At 69.6% G+C, this 16658-nt stretch carries 13 protein-coding genes; 5 read left to right on the plus strand and 8 right to left on the minus strand.

What is annotated here, in order from left to right:
• Nucleotides 1-15: 15 nt before the first annotated feature.
• From ACX114_RS23580 to ACX114_RS23600, 5 genes are all read right to left on the minus strand, one after another.
• Nucleotides 16-1374, minus strand: a complete 1359-nt coding sequence (locus ACX114_RS23580) for a D-arabinono-1,4-lactone oxidase (RefSeq protein ID WP_459288018.1) — start codon at nucleotides 1372-1374, stop codon at nucleotides 16-18.
• Nucleotides 1269-1964 carry an FAD-binding protein gene (locus tag ACX114_RS23585; RefSeq protein ID WP_459288020.1) on the minus strand — a complete coding sequence of 232 codons (696 nt, stop codon included), beginning with the start codon at nucleotides 1962-1964 and terminating at the stop codon, nucleotides 1269-1271. Before ACX114_RS23585 ends, ACX114_RS23580 begins: the two co-directional genes overlap by 106 nt.
• A gap of 142 nt (nucleotides 1965-2106) precedes the next feature.
• A complete protein-coding gene (locus ACX114_RS23590) occupies nucleotides 2107-4518 on the minus strand; it encodes a sensor histidine kinase (protein ID WP_459288022.1) in 2412 nt (803 codons plus the stop codon).
• 82 nt (nucleotides 4519-4600) lie between these two features.
• Nucleotides 4601-5809 (minus strand): type 2 periplasmic-binding domain-containing protein, encoded by a 1209-nt coding sequence (locus ACX114_RS23595; RefSeq protein WP_459288024.1) that lies wholly within the window; start codon nucleotides 5807-5809, stop codon nucleotides 4601-4603.
• Nucleotides 5810-6091: 282 nt separating this feature from the next.
• Nucleotides 6092-7084, minus strand: coding sequence for an alpha/beta fold hydrolase (locus ACX114_RS23600; RefSeq protein ID WP_459288026.1), 993 nt, complete (start codon nucleotides 7082-7084; stop codon nucleotides 6092-6094).
• A 119-nt stretch (nucleotides 7085-7203) separates the two neighbouring features.
• Here ACX114_RS23600 and ACX114_RS23605 point away from each other — a divergent pair, with 119 nt between their 5' ends.
• The 5 genes from ACX114_RS23605 to ACX114_RS23625 all read left to right on the plus strand — a co-directional run bounded on the left by ACX114_RS23605 (nucleotide 7204) and on the right by ACX114_RS23625 (nucleotide 14024).
• The gene (locus tag ACX114_RS23605; protein ID WP_459288028.1) at nucleotides 7204-8127 is read left to right on the plus strand and encodes a hypothetical protein; all 924 of its coding nucleotides are present in this window, start codon (nucleotides 7204-7206) and stop codon (nucleotides 8125-8127) included.
• Nucleotides 8128-8256: 129 nt separating this feature from the next.
• Entirely contained in the window at nucleotides 8257-10479 is a 2223-nt protein-coding gene (locus tag ACX114_RS23610) for a DUF4139 domain-containing protein (RefSeq protein WP_459288029.1), read from the plus strand.
• Nucleotides 10479-12038 (plus strand): mucoidy inhibitor MuiA family protein, encoded by a 1560-nt coding sequence (locus tag ACX114_RS23615; RefSeq protein WP_459288031.1) that lies wholly within the window; start codon nucleotides 10479-10481, stop codon nucleotides 12036-12038. The genes ACX114_RS23610 and ACX114_RS23615 overlap by 1 nt, the downstream gene beginning before the upstream one ends.
• Before the next feature lie 14 nt (nucleotides 12039-12052).
• On the plus strand, nucleotides 12053-12817 hold the full coding sequence (locus ACX114_RS23620; RefSeq protein ID WP_459288033.1) for an alpha/beta fold hydrolase: 765 nt from the start codon (nucleotides 12053-12055) through the stop codon (nucleotides 12815-12817).
• A gap of 7 nt (nucleotides 12818-12824) precedes the next feature.
• Nucleotides 12825-14024 carry a DUF6348 family protein gene (locus ACX114_RS23625; RefSeq protein WP_459288035.1) on the plus strand — a complete coding sequence of 400 codons (1200 nt, stop codon included), beginning with the start codon at nucleotides 12825-12827 and terminating at the stop codon, nucleotides 14022-14024.
• 9 nt (nucleotides 14025-14033) lie between these two features.
• Here ACX114_RS23625 and ACX114_RS23630 read toward each other — a convergent pair whose 3' ends face one another.
• The 3 genes from ACX114_RS23630 to ACX114_RS23640 all read right to left on the minus strand — a co-directional run bounded on the left by ACX114_RS23630 (nucleotide 14034) and on the right by ACX114_RS23640 (nucleotide 16650).
• Nucleotides 14034-14468 (minus strand): hypothetical protein, encoded by a 435-nt coding sequence (locus tag ACX114_RS23630; protein WP_459288037.1) that lies wholly within the window; start codon nucleotides 14466-14468, stop codon nucleotides 14034-14036.
• 142 nt (nucleotides 14469-14610) lie between these two features.
• Nucleotides 14611-15771 carry an FAD-dependent monooxygenase gene (locus ACX114_RS23635; RefSeq protein ID WP_459288039.1) on the minus strand — a complete coding sequence of 387 codons (1161 nt, stop codon included), beginning with the start codon at nucleotides 15769-15771 and terminating at the stop codon, nucleotides 14611-14613.
• Nucleotides 15772-15801: 30 nt separating this feature from the next.
• On the minus strand, nucleotides 15802-16650 hold the full coding sequence (locus ACX114_RS23640; protein WP_459288041.1) for an MBL fold metallo-hydrolase: 849 nt from the start codon (nucleotides 16648-16650) through the stop codon (nucleotides 15802-15804).
• Between the last annotated feature and the right edge of the window lie 8 nt (nucleotides 16651-16658).

Raw genomic sequence — 16658 nt, forward strand, 5'->3', positions numbered from 1 at the left:
GTCAGGGCGCCCGCGCTACGAGCCTGGGGACCCGCGACCCGTCCCCATTCCGCGCGACCTCGCGAGCGCGAGCAGGATGCGCCGCGCGATATCCACCAGCCCGCGCGGCACGATGCACCCGGGCAGCGGCTCCAGGCCGCGAGACAGCGAGAACGAGGTCCGGAAGGTCTCCGTGCGCCCGCCGCCGGCGGTGATCAACCGCTGCAACTGCCTGCGCCAGCTCGTGAGCCGCTCTCCGTAGAGCCGCTCCACCTCCGGCACGTCGATCTCATGAATGAGCCCCCAGTGCGGAATCGCGCCGTGCGTGCGCGCGATGGCGTACAGGCGCCGCCTGAACTCATCGTGGCCCGCGAAGCCGCGCAGCATCAGGAACTCCACCGAGGCCGTGCGCGCGAACTGCTGCATGCCAATCGAGGCCCGCGTGCCCCGCGTGAAGCGGATGGAGAGGCCGAAGCCCGGCGGACGGTTGTTGTCGAAGAACTCGCGCGTGAGCGCGAACACATCGTCGATGAACGCGAACAGCGCCGTGCTCCCGGGTGTGGCGGGCAACGCGAACTCCAGCCCGTCAATCTCACGCATGCAGTTGGGCGAATCGCGCCAGGGCACACCGCAGGCCGGCTGCGCGGTCATGATGCGAAAGCTCTCCTTGATGATGGGCGCCTCATCGGGATTGCGCTGGAAGGTGATCATGGCGTTGATGAGCTCGGGCACGATGCGCTTCTGCCCCACCGCCGTCGCCAGGTTCACGATGTTCGCGAGGCGCGAGGCAATGTTCTCGCCCGGCACGGCCAGCAACGAGGCGATGGCCGTTTGCAGCGCGATCAGCCCCGTGGTCGCGGCGGTGATCACCACGCTCGAGGCGGCCGCGTACATGATCCCACCAACGAAAGGAACGAACAGCATCCAGGAGATTCCCGCGAGCGCCACCCCTACCGCCGCGGCGATCAGCCCCGGAATCAGGCCTGCCAGCCCCGCCAGGATGGGCGTCAGGGGCTGTAGGTTGCAGACGAAGCCAAAGATATCTGGCGCTGGCGGGCGCTCGTTCGACGCCTCCTCCGTCTCGCTGCGCGTGGAGATGACGCAGATGCGCTCCCCCGCCCCGTCCGCGTAGGGGCTGAGGACCACCTCCATGAAACGCGGGCCCTCGTATGCCTCTCCCGCGTCGATGATCTGTGTCTGGATTCGAGCGCGAGCCTGGTTCCAGGTCGTCCGCTCGCGGTCCTCGCGCAGGCGGAACGCGTTCACGACCTCCACGACCACCGCGTAGATCACCCCCATGCGCCCGGCCGAGACCAACACGGCATTGAACAACTCCGTGTCGTAGACGATGCGGATGTCGCTGCACAGCCGTCCCGCATCCCGTGCGCTCTCCATGCGCGTGAGGTCCGTGATGGCTCCCTTGGCCGGCTCGATCCACCACTCCTGTCCCCCGGAACCACCAGATGCACCGCACGCACCTGATCGGAGATCGACGCGAAGTCGACATCCGAGCCATGCGTGCCCGTGCCCATGACCCCAGCGAGGGACTGACCGTTGCTGCCGCCCAGCGTGGGCATCGCCTTGCCGAGTGCGTCCAGCGCGCAGTTCAGCGCGTGGATCTTGATACCGGCCTCCACGTGGATGAGGTTGCCAGCGTTCGCTCTCGCGTCGTCGTTCAATGCGAATGGCAGGAGTGTCGCCGCTGGCGAGGTGGCGTCCGTACCATTCAGGAGATTCGCGAGCGCCGAGGTGTCGACGACATGCGTGACGTCACGCGTGAGCGCGACCTCCGTGTACGACCAGTGACTGCCCATGGCGCGCAACACGCCGCCCCCCGTTTCGACCGCACGGACCGCCGCTGCCAACTGCGTGACCGACGTGGGCCTGATGAGATTGGGCGGAATGAACGCACGCGTGCGCGCCCAGTTGGACAACAAGGGAAAACGGATGAGGGTGCCGACAGAGCCGTCGCCAGTGCAGGGCATGGTCCGCCTCCTTGAATGGCCAGCGGTGAAAACTAGCCCAGGGAGAAGCCCCCTCACGCCCGGGGAGCCGTCTCTCCTTCAATGCGACTGGCAATCAACACTGCACTCCGACCCAGGTTGCTGTATGACTTCAGCTTGCAACTCAAGACATGCGAGGAGGCAGGTCCACGATGAACCTCGCGCCATGCCCCGGCTCGCTCTCGACGCGGATGCTTCCGCCGTGCGCCTCGACGATGCGTCGCGTGATGAAGAGGCCCAGTCCGAGCCCTCCGTAGTTGAGGGAGGCGGCGCGCTCGAAGCGCTCGAAGATGCGGGCCTGGGATTCGAAGGGAATGCCCATGCCGTGGTCCTCGACGATGAGCCGCGCCCTGTCCGCGTGCTTCGCGACCTCCATCCGGATGGGACGCCCCGCGCCGTACTTCATCGCGTTGGTCAGCAGGTTGAGCATGACCTGCTCCATCCGGAGCCGATCCCAGCGGCCCCAGACCGGCTCCGGGGCCACCAGCTCGAAGTCGCAGCCCGCCTTCTGGAGCGACTCCGCGATGTGGCCCGCCATGTGCCGGGCGACCGTCACCAGGTCCAGTTCCTCGATCCGCAGATCGATCCGCTTCTCGTGGACGCGTGAGACATCGAGCAGGTGGTCCGCCAGATTCGACAGGCGTTGGAGCTGATCCTGGAAGACCTCCAGCATCCGCGTCACCCGCTCCGTGGACAGCGGCCGCGTCCCCAGGAGCAGCATGGACTCCATCTGTTGGACCCGCAGCCGCATGGAGGTCAGCGGCGTCTTCAGCTCATGGGAGGCGATGGACAGGAACTCATCCCGCGCGCGGACGGACTCCTGCGCCGAGCAATAGAGCTGCGCATTGTCGATGGCGAACGCGGCGCGGCGCCCGAGTTCCTCCGTCAGCGTCAGCTCCTCCGGCGCATACGTGCGCCCCGGTTCCGGTGACAGGAGGTACAGCACGCCCAGGGTGCGGCCTCGTGCCTGGAGGGGCACCCCCAGCGAAGGGCGGTCCAGGAGCGGTCTCAGCTCCTCCGGCAGCGCCTTGGAATCCCACAGGTCCTCTGACGCTTCGGACACCACTGACGCTCCCGTGGCCAGCACCCAGGCCGGACCGTGAGGGGCGTCCAGGTCCGGCGGGTGGAGTCGCAGGTACTCCCGCACATTCGCGGCACGGACCGGCGAACGGTCCGCCACCGCCGCAGGCCGCAGCCCCACGCCGTCCGTCCGCACGAAGAAGACACACAGCTCCGCCAGCAGGGGCACGGCCAGCTCGGCGACGCGCTGGAGCGTGGTTTCAGGGTCCAGCGAGGCCACCAGCTCGCGGCTCGCCTCGGCCAGGAATCGCTGGGACACCTCCATCCGCTTGCGCTCGGTGATGTCGGTGGCGATTCCGCAGAGCGCGTAGGCCACCCCATTGCTGTCGAGCAGCGGGAACTTCTGCGTGAGGTGGACGTGGATCCCATCGTCGTGCAGGAGCCGCTCCTCCCTTTGCACGGGGATCCGGCTCTGGAAGATGTCCCTGTTGGCCTCGTGCAGCGTCTCCGCGATGTCCCGGGGAAAGACGTCGAAGACCGTCTTGCCGGCGACCTGTCGCCGGGTGCGGTGGAAGAGCCGCTCCCACTCGCGGTTCACGAACAGGAAGCGCTCCTGCGTATCCAGGAGGAAGAACACGGTCGGCGCGTTGTCCAGGATGGCGCGCAGCCGCTGCTCGCTCTCCTGCAGCGCATCCTCCGTTCGCTTCCGCTCGGTCACGTCGATCAGCACCGCGAGCGAACGGACCATCTTCCCGGAGTTGTCCCGCTCCACGATGGCGGACAGCAGGACGTCGATGATCTCCCCGCTCTTCTTCACGAGCTGGTACGGCACGTCCCTGCACCACCCGGTCCTGTAGTACTCGGGCAGGACGACCTCACGGGCGTACCTCCGGGACTCCGGCGTGAGGAACTCCACCGACTCGCGCCCGAGCACCTCCGCGCGCTCGTATCCCAGCGTGCTCAACCAGTAATCACTGACGCTGATGAGCCGCCCGCGTGGGTCGATGGATTGCATCATCACGGGCGTGCTGTTGTAGAGCGACCGGTACTTCTCCGAGCCTTCGCGCGCCGCGTCCTCCGCCCGCTTGACGTCGGTGATGTCACTGACGACGGAGACGCCGCCGCGCACCCGGCCGGCCTCGTCTCGAATCGGGCTGGAGCTGACATGCAGCCAGGTCCCCGCCGGCCTCGCGGCGTTGCGCAGGAAGACCTCCGCGCGGTTGACGACCTCCCCCCGGAGGGCCCGGCTCATGGGCAGGCGCTCAGCTGGATAGAGCGTGACCTGGTCCGGCAGGTAGAGCCCGTAGTGCACCGGCCACCGGCTGACCGGCTCGTCGGTGGGCCCCATGCCCAGGATGTGTTCCCCCCTCGGGTTGAGGAACACGAGGCGCTGGTGCTCGTTCGCCACCAGCAGCCCTTCGCCCATGCTGGCGAGCACGGCATCGAGGAGACTGTCGTGCCCTGGCGGCGGGGCCTGCTGGGGCGGAGACGCGGGGCTGTCGTGCAAGCGGGCCATGGGACGCGTGAAGGGGGCGGACTCTTCCCCCTTCAACGATGGGGGCTCGCCCGCCCATGTGCCAGACGCCGCCCGCCCCGGGTTACTGGAGGGCTTCGAGCAGGGCCGCCTGGAGCGCCTTCCGGTTCTCGGGGAAGCGCTGGTTGGGATAGGGCCGAGCTCCGCTCAGGATGTCTTCGTACTGCTGGTACATGGGGTCGGAGCGTGCGGGCTCCTGCTGGTAGAAGGCGCGGTTGGCCTGGAGCAGGTAGCGGGGCCGGGTGCCCTGGGGGCCGTCCTCACTGAAGGCGATGAGGCTGCGCGTCGCGGGGGCCTGCATGAACGACGTGAAGGCGCGGGCGTCCTCCGCGCACGTCCCGGTGCAGTTCGCGTTGAGCACCAGCGCATCCACGAAGACCGCCGGAGCCGAGCCCGCGCCCAGCGGAACCGAAATCACCTCCGGGAGCGGCATGGAGGGCTGTGACTGGAGGATGTAGAACAGGCGCTCGGTGTAGCCCATGAAGCCGTTGGCCTGCTCCTGGGCGAAGGCCACTTCCGCGACCGTGTTGTCCGCGTAGCTGCCATCCAGGCACGGATTGACGCCCGCTTCGAGCGAGCAGCTGTCGACGATGTCCGCGAACGCGTTCACCGTCGGAGCGTCGAGCGGCAGCGAGATGGCGCTCGAGAGCGCATCTCCCGGATGCGTGTCCGCCCAGGCATCGATGTACGAGGAAGGCAGCGTCCAGCTCCCATCGAGGTTCGTCGCCAGGGGGCGCTTGCCGGGCGCCGCCTCGCGGAGGAGCCGCACGAGCGAGGCGCTGTCCGTCGCGGACCGGATGTTCGTGGTCCGCGAATAGACGACGTAGGTGCACAGGTAGGTGGGCACGCCGTACTTCTCACCGCCAATGCTCACGGCCTCCTCCGCCGCGGAGTGCATGACGCCCGCTTCCAGCGCGACCGGCTGGATCCACTTCTTCTCCGCGAGCGAGCCAAGGATCAGCGTGTCCACCTCCACCACCTGGGCGGCCCCGGTCCCCGTGCCGAGCAACTGATTCAGCGTCCCGCCTTCGTCCAGGTCATAGACATCCAGGTTGGCGTCGAACACGACGTCCAGGTCGATGTCCGGATGGGCCGCTTCGAAGTCGGACTCCAGCCGCTGCTCCAGGCTTGCGAAGCTGTCCCCCGCGGAGTCGGGGATGTATGGGAACAGCACTGCCTTCAGCGGACGTTTCGGAGTGGGGTCCGGGTCGGAGGAATCCGAGCAGGCGCTCAGGACCAGGACGGCGGGGCAGATCAGGGCTCTCCAACTCATTGCAGGTGACCTCTTTGGGGGATGATGGCCGGGCGATGCGCGATTCGAAACGGTTGATGGCAATGGGGATGTTGCTGGCGGCGATGCCCGCCTGGGCCAGCGACATGAGCGGGCTCATCGGGCTCGTCTTGCTCCCGCCTGTCTATCTGTGGGCTTTCATCGCGGCAGTCCTCGGCAGCACGAGACGCTGTTCGCCTATGCGGTGGGCGCGATCGTCCTGGTGCTCGCGTCCCACGTCTGGGCCTTCCGGCGGCTCCGCACGCGCCTTCCAGCAGCGGAGGCCTAGCGCGCGAGGAACGCGCGCATCTCGGAGACGACCTCCGCCTGTCGCGGGAGCCAGAGGTAGTGCCCCGCGCCCTGGAGCGTCACGAGCTTCCAGTTCGGCAGGCTCTTGAGCAGGGCTTCCTGGTCGGCCTCGTGCTGGCGCAGCTCCGGAAGAAAGGACCGGGCCCGCTCGCGCAGGTCCGCGGGGACGGTCTCCGCCTGGGACAGATACGCCACCCAGCCCGCGAAGGCCTGATCATCGGAAATGGCGAGCACGGGGCCCCGCAGCTTCGCGTAGTCCGGCAGCGCCGCGCCCCGGATGCACTGCTCCGTCGCCTCAGGCAAGCGGCGGTAGCGCAGGTACGCGCCCGTGCCAGCGTCGAACTCATACGCCTGATCAATCTCGTGCGGCGGGAACGGACCACCCAGGTCGCGCGCCAGCAATGTCTTCACTGCCTCGCGTGACGGCTGCCCGTCGAGCACGGTGAACGGCAACGGAGGCAGAGGACCGGGCTTCAGGAACTCGGCGATCTCTCCCTTGTTGTCCGTGGCGTCCAGGAAGATGAACGCCTCCACGCGCTCCGGATGGTTCAGCCCCATCCAGTTCAGCTCATCCCCCGCGAGCGAATGCCCCACCAGCGTCGCCTTCGCGAGCCCCAGGCCGTCCATCGCGGCCAGCACGTCGTGCCCCAACGTCGCGCTGTCGTAGCCGGTGGCCGGCCAGCTCGACGCGCCGAAGCCGCGCCGGGTGACGGCATAGACGTGGTGCGTGGCGATGAACTCCGGCGCCAGCACGTCGAAGACGTGGGCCGTGCTGCCCACGCCCGCCAGGAACACCAGCGCCGGCCCCGTGCCGCCGAAGTCGAGCACCTCCAATTCGACCTCCGGAGCCACCCGCACCCGACGCACCTGGTGCAGCGGGTCCGCCGTGCCGCCGGGTGGCGGTGACGGCGTGGTCGCACAGGCGGAGAGCAACAGCACCCACGACAGACGAAGCCAGGACGTTCGCATGGGCGGAAACCTTTGCATGGCCTCCCGCGACAACGGAACGGGACTCAAGTCCGTAAATCACGCTTGGCTTGAATTCAGCGTAATTTTCCAACCTTCGCTGAATCCCCCCTTGGAGACAGATGATGCGCTCGAACTGGATGACGTGGTCCCCTGCCCTGCTGGTGTCCGCGGGCCTGATGCTGGCCGCGTGCGGCGGTCCGGAGGTGGAGGCTCCCGGGCGGGATGTGTCTGCCATTGGCACGGTGGAGGGCGAAGCGAACTCGCCCATCTACGACCGGGCGCGCGCCTTCGCCGCCGCCAATCCCAAGCGCGACGGCGGGACGTGGAACCAGTGGTGCGGGTCGCTGATGGTCCGCTTCGGGCAGCTCCCGGACTCCGCCGTGCGCCCCACCGCCATCGAGGCCTACCGCGCTTCGCGCATCGTCTCCACGGACGCGTCGAAGGCGCTGACCGGGGCCTTCCACTGGTGGGACATCGGCTCCGCGGGCCACGTGGGCGCGGACCTGAACGGCGGCGGCGGCACGGTGTTCATGGCCACGTACAACCTCTCCCAGTCGTGGGGGGACGCGATTGGCGTCAACAGCGTCTCCGGCTACTCGTCGAAGACGGGCGCGCGCTACCTGGGCTGGTCCATGGACTACGCGGGCGGGAAGATCGCGGGCGGGGGCCAGGCTCCGGGCGGCGGCTCCAGCAGCCTGCCGCAGACGACCACCGAGTTCGACGGCATCCCGGGTGAAATCTATTACAAGCGCATCCAGACCGTGGGCCAGCGCGACTACGGCTACACGGGCCCCATCGACGGGGTGACGGGACCGAACACGGAGAAGCTCCGCGTGCGCATCACCGCGCGCGAACTGAACCGGCGCGGCAGCCCTCGCACCTCAGCCGAGGACGATGGCATCCCCGGCTCCATCTACTGGACCCGCGTGCAGACGGTGGGCCGCGCTTTCGGCTACACCGGCCCCATCGACGGCATCCCTGGCGCGAATACATACAAGGCCGAGCACATGATCTGCGCGTACGCCGTCAACCGCGCGTTCTGATCTCGCCCGGTGACCCACGGCGCGGTGCGTGATCCGCGCCGAGGAAAGCCATGTCCCCCGCCCCTCCTCGGTCGCCATTCGCGGTGGCCTCGGGGTAGCCTGCGGGCCTCTCCACGGAAGAGGGGGCCCATGCGCGTCGTACCGTCCGTCCTGGAATCCGTCACCGTTCACGCCGAGGGCGCGCTGTGCACGCGCGCGTTCGTGCTCTCGCCCGAGAACGGACACCTGCCCGGCCAGGTCCGCATCGACGGCCTGCCGCTGTCCCTGCGCACGGGCTCGCTGCGCGCCCGGGTGGTGGAGGGGCCGCCGGAGCTCCTCGTCCGCGACCTGAAGCCCACGTTCGATGTGCGGATGCCGCCGGAGTCGGAGCTGCCCGCGGAACAGCACGCGCTCGAAGCGGCGGAGGCCACGCTGGCCGCCGTGCATGGCCGGCTGGAGCGGGTTCGCGCGGAGATCGCGGCGCTCCGCGGCCTGACGCCCACCTGGCCGGCCGCGCGCAAGGGCCATCCCCCGCGCGAGGCGCCCCTGGCCTCGATGTTGGCGCTCACCGGCTTCGTGGAAGCGGAGCTGGCGGAGCTCCAGGCCCAGGAGCTGGACCTGGCGCGCCAGCACCGCGACGCCACGAATGAGCTGGAGCTGCGCCGCCGCCGCGTCCAGGAGCTGTCCTCCGCGCGGAGCGTGGACCGGGCCCGGCTGTTCCGCGCGGCGTTGCTGACGCTCTCCGGCCCCATCGCCGCGAGCGCGGACGCGCGCCTGGTGCTGGAGTACGCGGTGGCCGGCGCGCGCTGGGTGCCCACCTATGACCTGCGCCTGCCTCGCACGCTGGAGGAAGGCACGCTGCGCATGCGCGCCGCCGTCGTCCAGCGGACCGGCGAGGACTGGATGGGCGTGCGGCTGGCGGTCTCCACCGCGAGCTTGGAGCGGCGCGCGGAGGTGCCGGAGCTCAAGTCGCTGCGCATCGGGCGCAGCCAGCCCGTCCCCGCGCGCTCGGGGTGGCGTGAACCCGCGCCGGGACTGGAGGAGCTGTTCGCGGGCTACGACGCCCTGCACGTCGCCCGCCCGGAGCCGGTCCCGCCCAAGCCTCAACCGCCGCCCATGCCGGTGATGGAGGTCGCGTATGAGCAGGAGAAGCTCTACAAGGAATCGGCCTCGTATGGAGGCGCGCCCGGAGCACCGCCCAGCGTGTCCGCGCCTCCTCCGCCCGCGCCCATGGCGCCAGCACCCAAGGCCTCGGGAGCCTTTCTGGGAGCGGCGCGTCCCTCGGCGCCCCGCCGCAGCGTCACCGGTGCCGTCCCCGCGCAGAGCATGCCCGGGTCGCGCGGCGGTGGCGGCATGGACCGCATGCGCAGCAAGAAGCGCGCGGTCGAGGAGGACGACTTCGATGGCGCTCCGATGGCGGATGAGTCGATGGATGCGGAAGAGGGAGGCGCTGGCGATGAGCTCCGGAGGGCCGCGGGCCTGGAGCCGGCGGACCGTCTGTTCGACTACGACTCGCTGACGCTGGCCTCCGCGGCCTCACAGGCGGAGCGCGGCCGGTTGCGTCCCCGCTCCGCGCTCGTCTCCCAGGCGATGCTGTCCATCACCTCGGTGAACGTGCAGGTGGAGGTGGTGCGACTGGAGGCCCAGGCCTTCGTCATCGCCGAGTCCGTGAACGACGTGGCGCCGCCCACCTGGTCCGTGCCGCCGCATGACTCCGCCCGGCACTTCGATGCGCGCTTCGACGCGGAGGCCGTCGCGGACGTGCCATCCGATGGCGCGTGGCACACCGTGCCCATGCTGACGGTACCCCTGGAGCTCAAGGCCGAATACGTGTGCGTGCCCTCCGTGGAGCCGCGCGTCTTCCGCACGGTGCGCCTGGACAACGCCTCGCCGCATCCGCTGCTCGCGGGGCCGGTGGACGTGACGCTCGGCGATGAGTTCCTGATGACGTCGCCCATGCCCACGCTGGGGCCGGGCGAGACGCAGCGGCTGGGATTGGGCGTGGAGGAGGCGCTCCAGGTGGCGCGCAACACGCGCTTCGACGAGGCCTCCGGCGGCATGTTCGGCAACAGCACGGTGCTCACGCACCATGTCTCCGTGGAGGTGGCCAACCACCTCACCCGCGCCGCGAACATCGCCATCTCCGAGCGGATCAGCGCGGTCCCCGAATCCCAGAAGGACATCAAGGTGGAGGAGGCGGAGGTGGCGCCGCCCTGGCAGAAGCCCACGCCGCTGCCGGGTGAAGAGGCGGTGGAGGGCGAGCGGGTGTGGCGCGTGAGCGTCCCCGCGGGAGAGAAGCGTTCGATGAAGGCGACGTGGGTCGTGAAGCTGCCCGCCAGCAAGATGCTGAACGGCGGGAACCGGAGGACGTGATGCGCACTTCCATTCTGTTGCCCCTGGTCAAGGTGACGGTCCTGGAGGACCGGGCGCTCGTCGAGCGCAGCGGCACGGTGACGCTGCCCCCGGGCCCCTGCCGTCTCGTGGTGGACGGGCTGCCGGCGGTGGCGGTGGACCGCTCGCTCCAGGCGAAGCTCACCGGCGGCATGGTGACCCAGGCCAGCCTGCGCCGCTCCATGCGCGCGGTGCTGCCCGAAGCGCTGCGCGAGCACCACTCGGAGCTGGCCCGCCGCGCCTTCGAACGCGAGCAGGTGCTGGCGCGCGCCCAGGCGGAGATACGGCGCCTGGAGGCGAAGCACGGCCTGCTGGAGACCGCGCGCCGGGACATCCTCCGCGCCATCTCCGAGCGCACCGGCGCGGGGGAGGCGGATCCGGCGAAGTGGAAGGAGCAGCTCGCGACGGTCCGCCAGGAGCAGACCGCGACCGACGATCAACTGCGGCAGGCCCGCCGTGAGCTGGGCCGCCTGGAGCGGCAGCACATCCAGGAGACCCGCGACGTGCTGTCGCGCACGGAGGTGCCGGAGCCCACGCTGGACGTGCGCGCCGAGCTGGACGTGAGCCACGCCGCGGGCGGTGAGGCGACGTTGACGCTCAGCTACCTGGTGCCGTGCGCCGCGTGGCGGCCGGCCTACCGCGCGGTGCTGGGGCTCGCGGAGTCCGCGTCCTCGGTGAGGTTGGAGTGCGAGGCCGTGGTCTGGCAGAACACCGGCGAGGCGTGGAAGGACGTGACGCTGGCCTTCTCCACGGCGCGGCCCACGCTGGGCGCCACGCCGCCCCGGCTCACGGAGGACTGGCTCTCCCTGCGGGAGAAGACGTCGCGCGAGAAGCAGGTGGTGGACGTCTCCATCCGTGAGGAGTCGCTCCAGGAGACGGGCGAGGCGGGGACGACGAAGGCCGCGGACGCGCTGCCCGGCATGGACGACGGCGGCGAAGCGGTGACGCTGTCCGCGCCGCACAAGGCCACGGTGCCGTCGGATGGCGAGGCGCACCGCGTGGCGCTGTTCACGTTCACATCGCCGGCCACGTCGGAGCTGGTGGCCTGCCCGGAGCAGTCACCGCTGGTGCACCGCGTGGCGAAGTTCGACAACACGGGGCCGGCGGTGTTGCTCGCGGGGCCGGTGGACCTGGTGCGCGCCAACGGCTACGTGGGCCGCGCGCAGCTCAAGTTCGCGGGCCGGGGCGAGCGCGTGAAGCTGGGCTTCGGCAGCGAGGACTCGCTACGCGTGTCGCGGCAGGTGGACGTGGGCGAGGAGGTCGCCCGCATCACCGGCCGGCGCACGCGCACGCAGAAGGTGAAGCTGTTCGTCTCCAACATGGGCGCGAAGCCCGCGGCGCTCGCGGTGGAGGAGCGCATGCCGGTGTCGGAGGTGGAGGCCGTGGAGGTGGCGCTGCTCAAGGACGCCACGAAGCCCGCGCCCACCAAGGTGAGCGACGAGGGCATCGTGCGCTTCGAGTTGAGCGTGCCGCCGCGCTCCCGTCAGACGGTGGCCTTCGGCTTCACGGTGGCCAGCGCCGCGAAGGTCTCGGGGCTGTAGGGAAGCCCCACGCCATGCCCTTCGCGACAAGGTCCGGCCGCCGCATCCACTACGAGGTCCAGGGCCACGGCCCTCCCCTGCTGCTCCTGCACGGCCTGCTCCAGTTGGGCTCGCACTGGTCGCTCAAGGGGTACCTGCCCGCGCTGACGGACACGTACACGGTGGTGACGTTCGACTCGCTGGGGCATGGCCAGAGCGACACGCCGCACGACCTGGAGGCCTACGCACTGAGGCATCGCGTGGAGGACGCGCTGTCGGTGCTCGACACGCTCTCCATCGACCGGGCGCATGCGTGGGGCTACTCGATGGGCGGCTGGACGGTGTGTGGCCTGGCGTCCTTCGCGCCGGAGCGGCTGGCGTCGTACGTGGTGGGCGGCTGGGATCCGGCGGTGGGCCTGCCCGTGGCCTACGCGGCCCTGGAGAAGCAGTTCAAGCCCGGCACGACCGTGGACTGGTTCCAGATGCTCCTGATGGGAGCACGGCGCGCGCCGGAGCTGGCGGAGGCCATCGACGCGGGAGACCTGGACGCGCTCCGGCTGTGCATGAAGGCCTGTGAGACATCGGCGGGCCTGGATGAGGCGCTGGTGGGCTCCGGCAAGCCGGGGCTGCTCTATTGCGGCGCCATGGACCCGTACCACGACTCCATGAAGGCCGTGGCGCGGCGGGCCGGCGTGGCGTTCGCGACCATCACGCACGCCGACCACGGCGGCGCCTGGGCGAAGGCGCCCAAGGTGCTGCCCCACGTCCTGCCGTTCCTCGCCTCCGTCACGCGGTCCTGAGGTTTCCATGACGTCGACTTCCGCAAACGAGCCACTGGCGGAGCTCCTCCGCGCTCACGGCCTCCCCATCCAGGAAGAGGAGGAATGGCTCCGCGTGGGTCCCGGGGGCCCACGCTTCCAGGCGACGCTCATCGACACGCGGACCGAGCCGGGCATCTGCACGCGACAGCTCGACGTCTGCCTGGAGCCCTGGACCGGCCGGTGGGTCTTCGAGTCCGTGGGAGGCTTTGGCACGACGGAGACGGAGGCCTCGAACGATGCCCTGATGAATTTCGTCCGGGCGAGCCTGCACGTGCTCCTGTCCGCCTTCGTCCGTCCTCCCGACGAGCACGTCACCGTCGCGACCTGGCGGGTCGGTGGCATCGACCGGAAGGTCATCCTGGGCAATATCATCACCCGAGGCGACCATCCCGGCCCGAAACTCGAGGAGCCGTGGTTCAAGGCCTTCGAGAGCGCACTCCGGTCGCTGCCGCTGACCTCCGGTACCCATTGGGTGCGCGTCTATTACGCCCAGATGGATGAGAAGCGCATGGCGCTGGAGGTGCTGCTCGACAACGAACCGTGGCAGGCGCTGGCGGACCTGCTCGAGACCGTCTCCTGGCCTGCTGCCTCCGGGTTTCTCAGCCGGAGGCTGTTCCTGGTGCTCCAGGGCGGCGTGGACGTGAGCCGCGCGGTCGCGGCCTGGTTTGACGTTCCCGAGGACGGCGATCCGATTGCACTCCTCCAGGAACAGGGCGCGACCCGGCTGGAAGCGGAGAAGCTCGACGCGTATCTGCCCCTGGCCTTTGGCAAGCCCGTGATGAGGAAGCTGGGCGCGGAGTCTCCGCTCACCGCCGAGTTCACCGCCAATCCTCCCATTGTCCAGCGAACCGTGGTGTTGGCGGAGGATCCGCTGTGGCGAGACGCCGTCCATCTGGCGGAGCAGGCCTTCCAGGGGAATACCGCCCTGACGCGCGAGCAATTGATCCGCCTCTCCACTTCTGGAGCGACGGTCCGAGTCCGCAACGACTTCTTGAATCAGGGCTCGGACCCCAAGGACCTCCGTTTCACTCCGCCACTCATCACGCTCTCGCCCAAGGCGATGGCGGAATGGTTGACGTCCGAGCCCTTCGTCTCGCCTCCCGTCGCTACACCCGCGGGCCCCGCGATACTCACGATCTCCGAGGAGCCTGCGGCCCCCCGGCGCCCCTGGTGGAAGTTCTGGTAGCAGCCCTGATCAATTCGCGGACTGGATGGCGATCACCCGGACATCGAAGTCCTTGCAGGCGTCGTCCTTGCAGACGCCGTTGAGCCACGCCTCGCCCTGGCCGAACATCACGCCGTCGGCGTTGACGAAGAGGTCCGCGTAGCGCTGCCGGGTGATGACGTTGGCGATGGCTGGCGTGACGATGACGTCGTAATGCCTCACGAACGCCGCGGCGTCTGGCAGCTTCACCCTCCTGCCGCCCACGTTCGCGGTGAAGGGATACGCCACCAGGGCGGCGACGGCCTTCGCGTCGTGCGCGGCCACCGCCTTCTGGAACGCCGTGAAGGCCTGTTCGTACTTCGCGGGCTCCCCGAGGATGCGCTGGATCCGGGCGTTGACGTCGGCGGTCCCTGCATCCGGAGCCCCGGTGACGACGTTGGGAGCGGCTGGTGGCACGGCGGCCACGGGTGCTTCAGCGCGCTGACAGGAAGCCGAAGACACGAGTACAAGGGCGGCCAACCGCGTGGGCTTCGTCTGCATGAGTTCCCCCCGCCAGGGCAGGCTGCTCTCTCCTGGCAAAGGCAGACTCTATAAAGCCTGATACGTCTCAGCGCATGCCCTGGACCAGCGTCCAGAGCTGACGTCTCGCGGCCGACTGCGGGACTCGACGGAATAGTGCATCGCGGACATAGCGCGCGGCGCCATTCTCCCACTGGGCCATACGTCCCACCTGATGTGAGCGCACGACCAGCGCGTTGGCCCGTTTCACGCGGCGGGATTCGTATGCACGCAGTGCGTCCTCCACGCTGCCCGGCGCCGCGAGACATTCCCCCAGCACCACGCCGTCCTCGATGGCCTGACAGCCGCCCTGCCCCAGGTTCGGCGTCATCGGATGCGCGGCGTCCCCCAGCAGCGTCACGCGACCCCGGCTCCAGTGACGCACCGGCGGACGGTCGTGGATGTCCGTGCGCAGGACGCGTTCAGGCGGCGTCGCCGCGAGCAGCTTCGCGATGGGCGCATGCCATCCCGCGAAGCGCTCCTGGAGGACGGCGAGCGTCTGTCCCGGCGCATCCTCCGCCCCCGCGGGCGCATTCAGCGTGGCGTACCAGTACACCTCGCCACGGCCGATGGGCACGATGCCGAAGCGGGCTCCGGGCCCCCACGTCTCGGTGAACTGTCCCGCTTGCACCAGGTCCGCGCCCACACAGACACCGCGCCAGCTCGTGTAGCCGGAGTAACGCGTGGGCCGAGCGCCCAGCAGGCCCGTCCGCACGGCGGAGCGCAGGCCATCCGCGCCCACCAGGACGTCGCCGGTGACGGTCTCGCCAGTGGACAGCGTCACGCTGACGCCGGCGCCGTCATCCTCGAAGCCCGTCACGCTGACACCCAGCCGCACGGCCTCCTCCGGGCCCGCGTGAGCGCGAAGGACGGCCTGGAGGCGCGCGCGGTGCACGGACACCATCGGGATACCCCATTCCTCCTGGAGCGACCGCACATCGATGGCGGTGATCCGGGCGCCCGTCGAATCGAGGATGAGCGTCCGCTCGGCGCGTTCCCCCTCCGCGACCACCGCGTCACACAGGCCGATGCGCCGCAGCGCGACCGCGGCGTTCATCTGCACGATGATGCCCGCGCCCACCGGCCGAAGGGCTTCGGCACGTTCGAATACCGTGGCGCGAAGGCCCGCGCGCTGGAGGGCACAGGCCAGCGTGAGGCCTCCAATGCCGGCTCCGGCGATGAGGACGTGGCGGGGGGATGCGGACGTCATGGCGGCCTCCTGTCAGGCCGGCGCCACGGGTCAACCGAACCAGCGGCCGGCGTCAGGCGCGAAGACTCGCACGCGTTCGAGCAGCGACGCTGGCAGGCGGACCTGGAGCGTCGCGTGGACCTGCGCGGGGCTGTAAGCCTGACTGAAGTGCATCAGGACCAGGGCCTCGTTCTGGAAGCGGTCCGCCATGGAGGCGATCTCCTCCAGGTGGATGTGGGCCCGCTCCTGAGCGTCGCGCACGGTGCGCTCCGCGTCGATGAACGTGCACTCGAGGATGAGCACGCGGCTGTCGAACAGCGACGGCTGGCGCTCCAGCACGTTGGAGAGGGTATCCGTGCAGTAGGCCAGCTCCAGACGTTCGACTTCATCGAACAGCGGCTCACCGGCCTGACGGCGGCGGCCAATCTCCGCCGGAGGCAGCTCGCGGAACTCGGGCTTGAGCTTCGCGACACGGCGAAGGAACTGGTAGCCCAGCGACGGCACGGGATGGTGCGTGCGAAAGGCGCGGACCCACACGTCCTGCTGCACCTTCACGGTGTCGCCAGGGCGCATGGGAACGGTGCGGACGTCGGACTTCATCCGGTGCAGGCGCCCCAGGGCCGCGAGCGCATCCTGCACGGGGGCTTCAATCTCCGCCGGCAGGTAGACGAACGGCGGCCCCTTCCCCACGAGCGCGCGGATGCCCATGAGCGAGCCCAGCGCGCTCGCATGGTCCGCGTGCCCGTGGCTGAGGAAGATGCGGTCCGTGGTGGCGAAGGAGCGGATGGGGATGCCCGCGTCGAGCAGCACCCCCAGCTCCGGCACCAGGAGCGACGTGTACACGCCGCCCACGGAGATTCCGCGCACGGTATAGGGCCCGGCCTGCACCTCGGTCAGCATGCGCGAAA

The sequence above is a fragment of the Corallococcus sp. M7 genome (genome assembly GCF_054512695.1).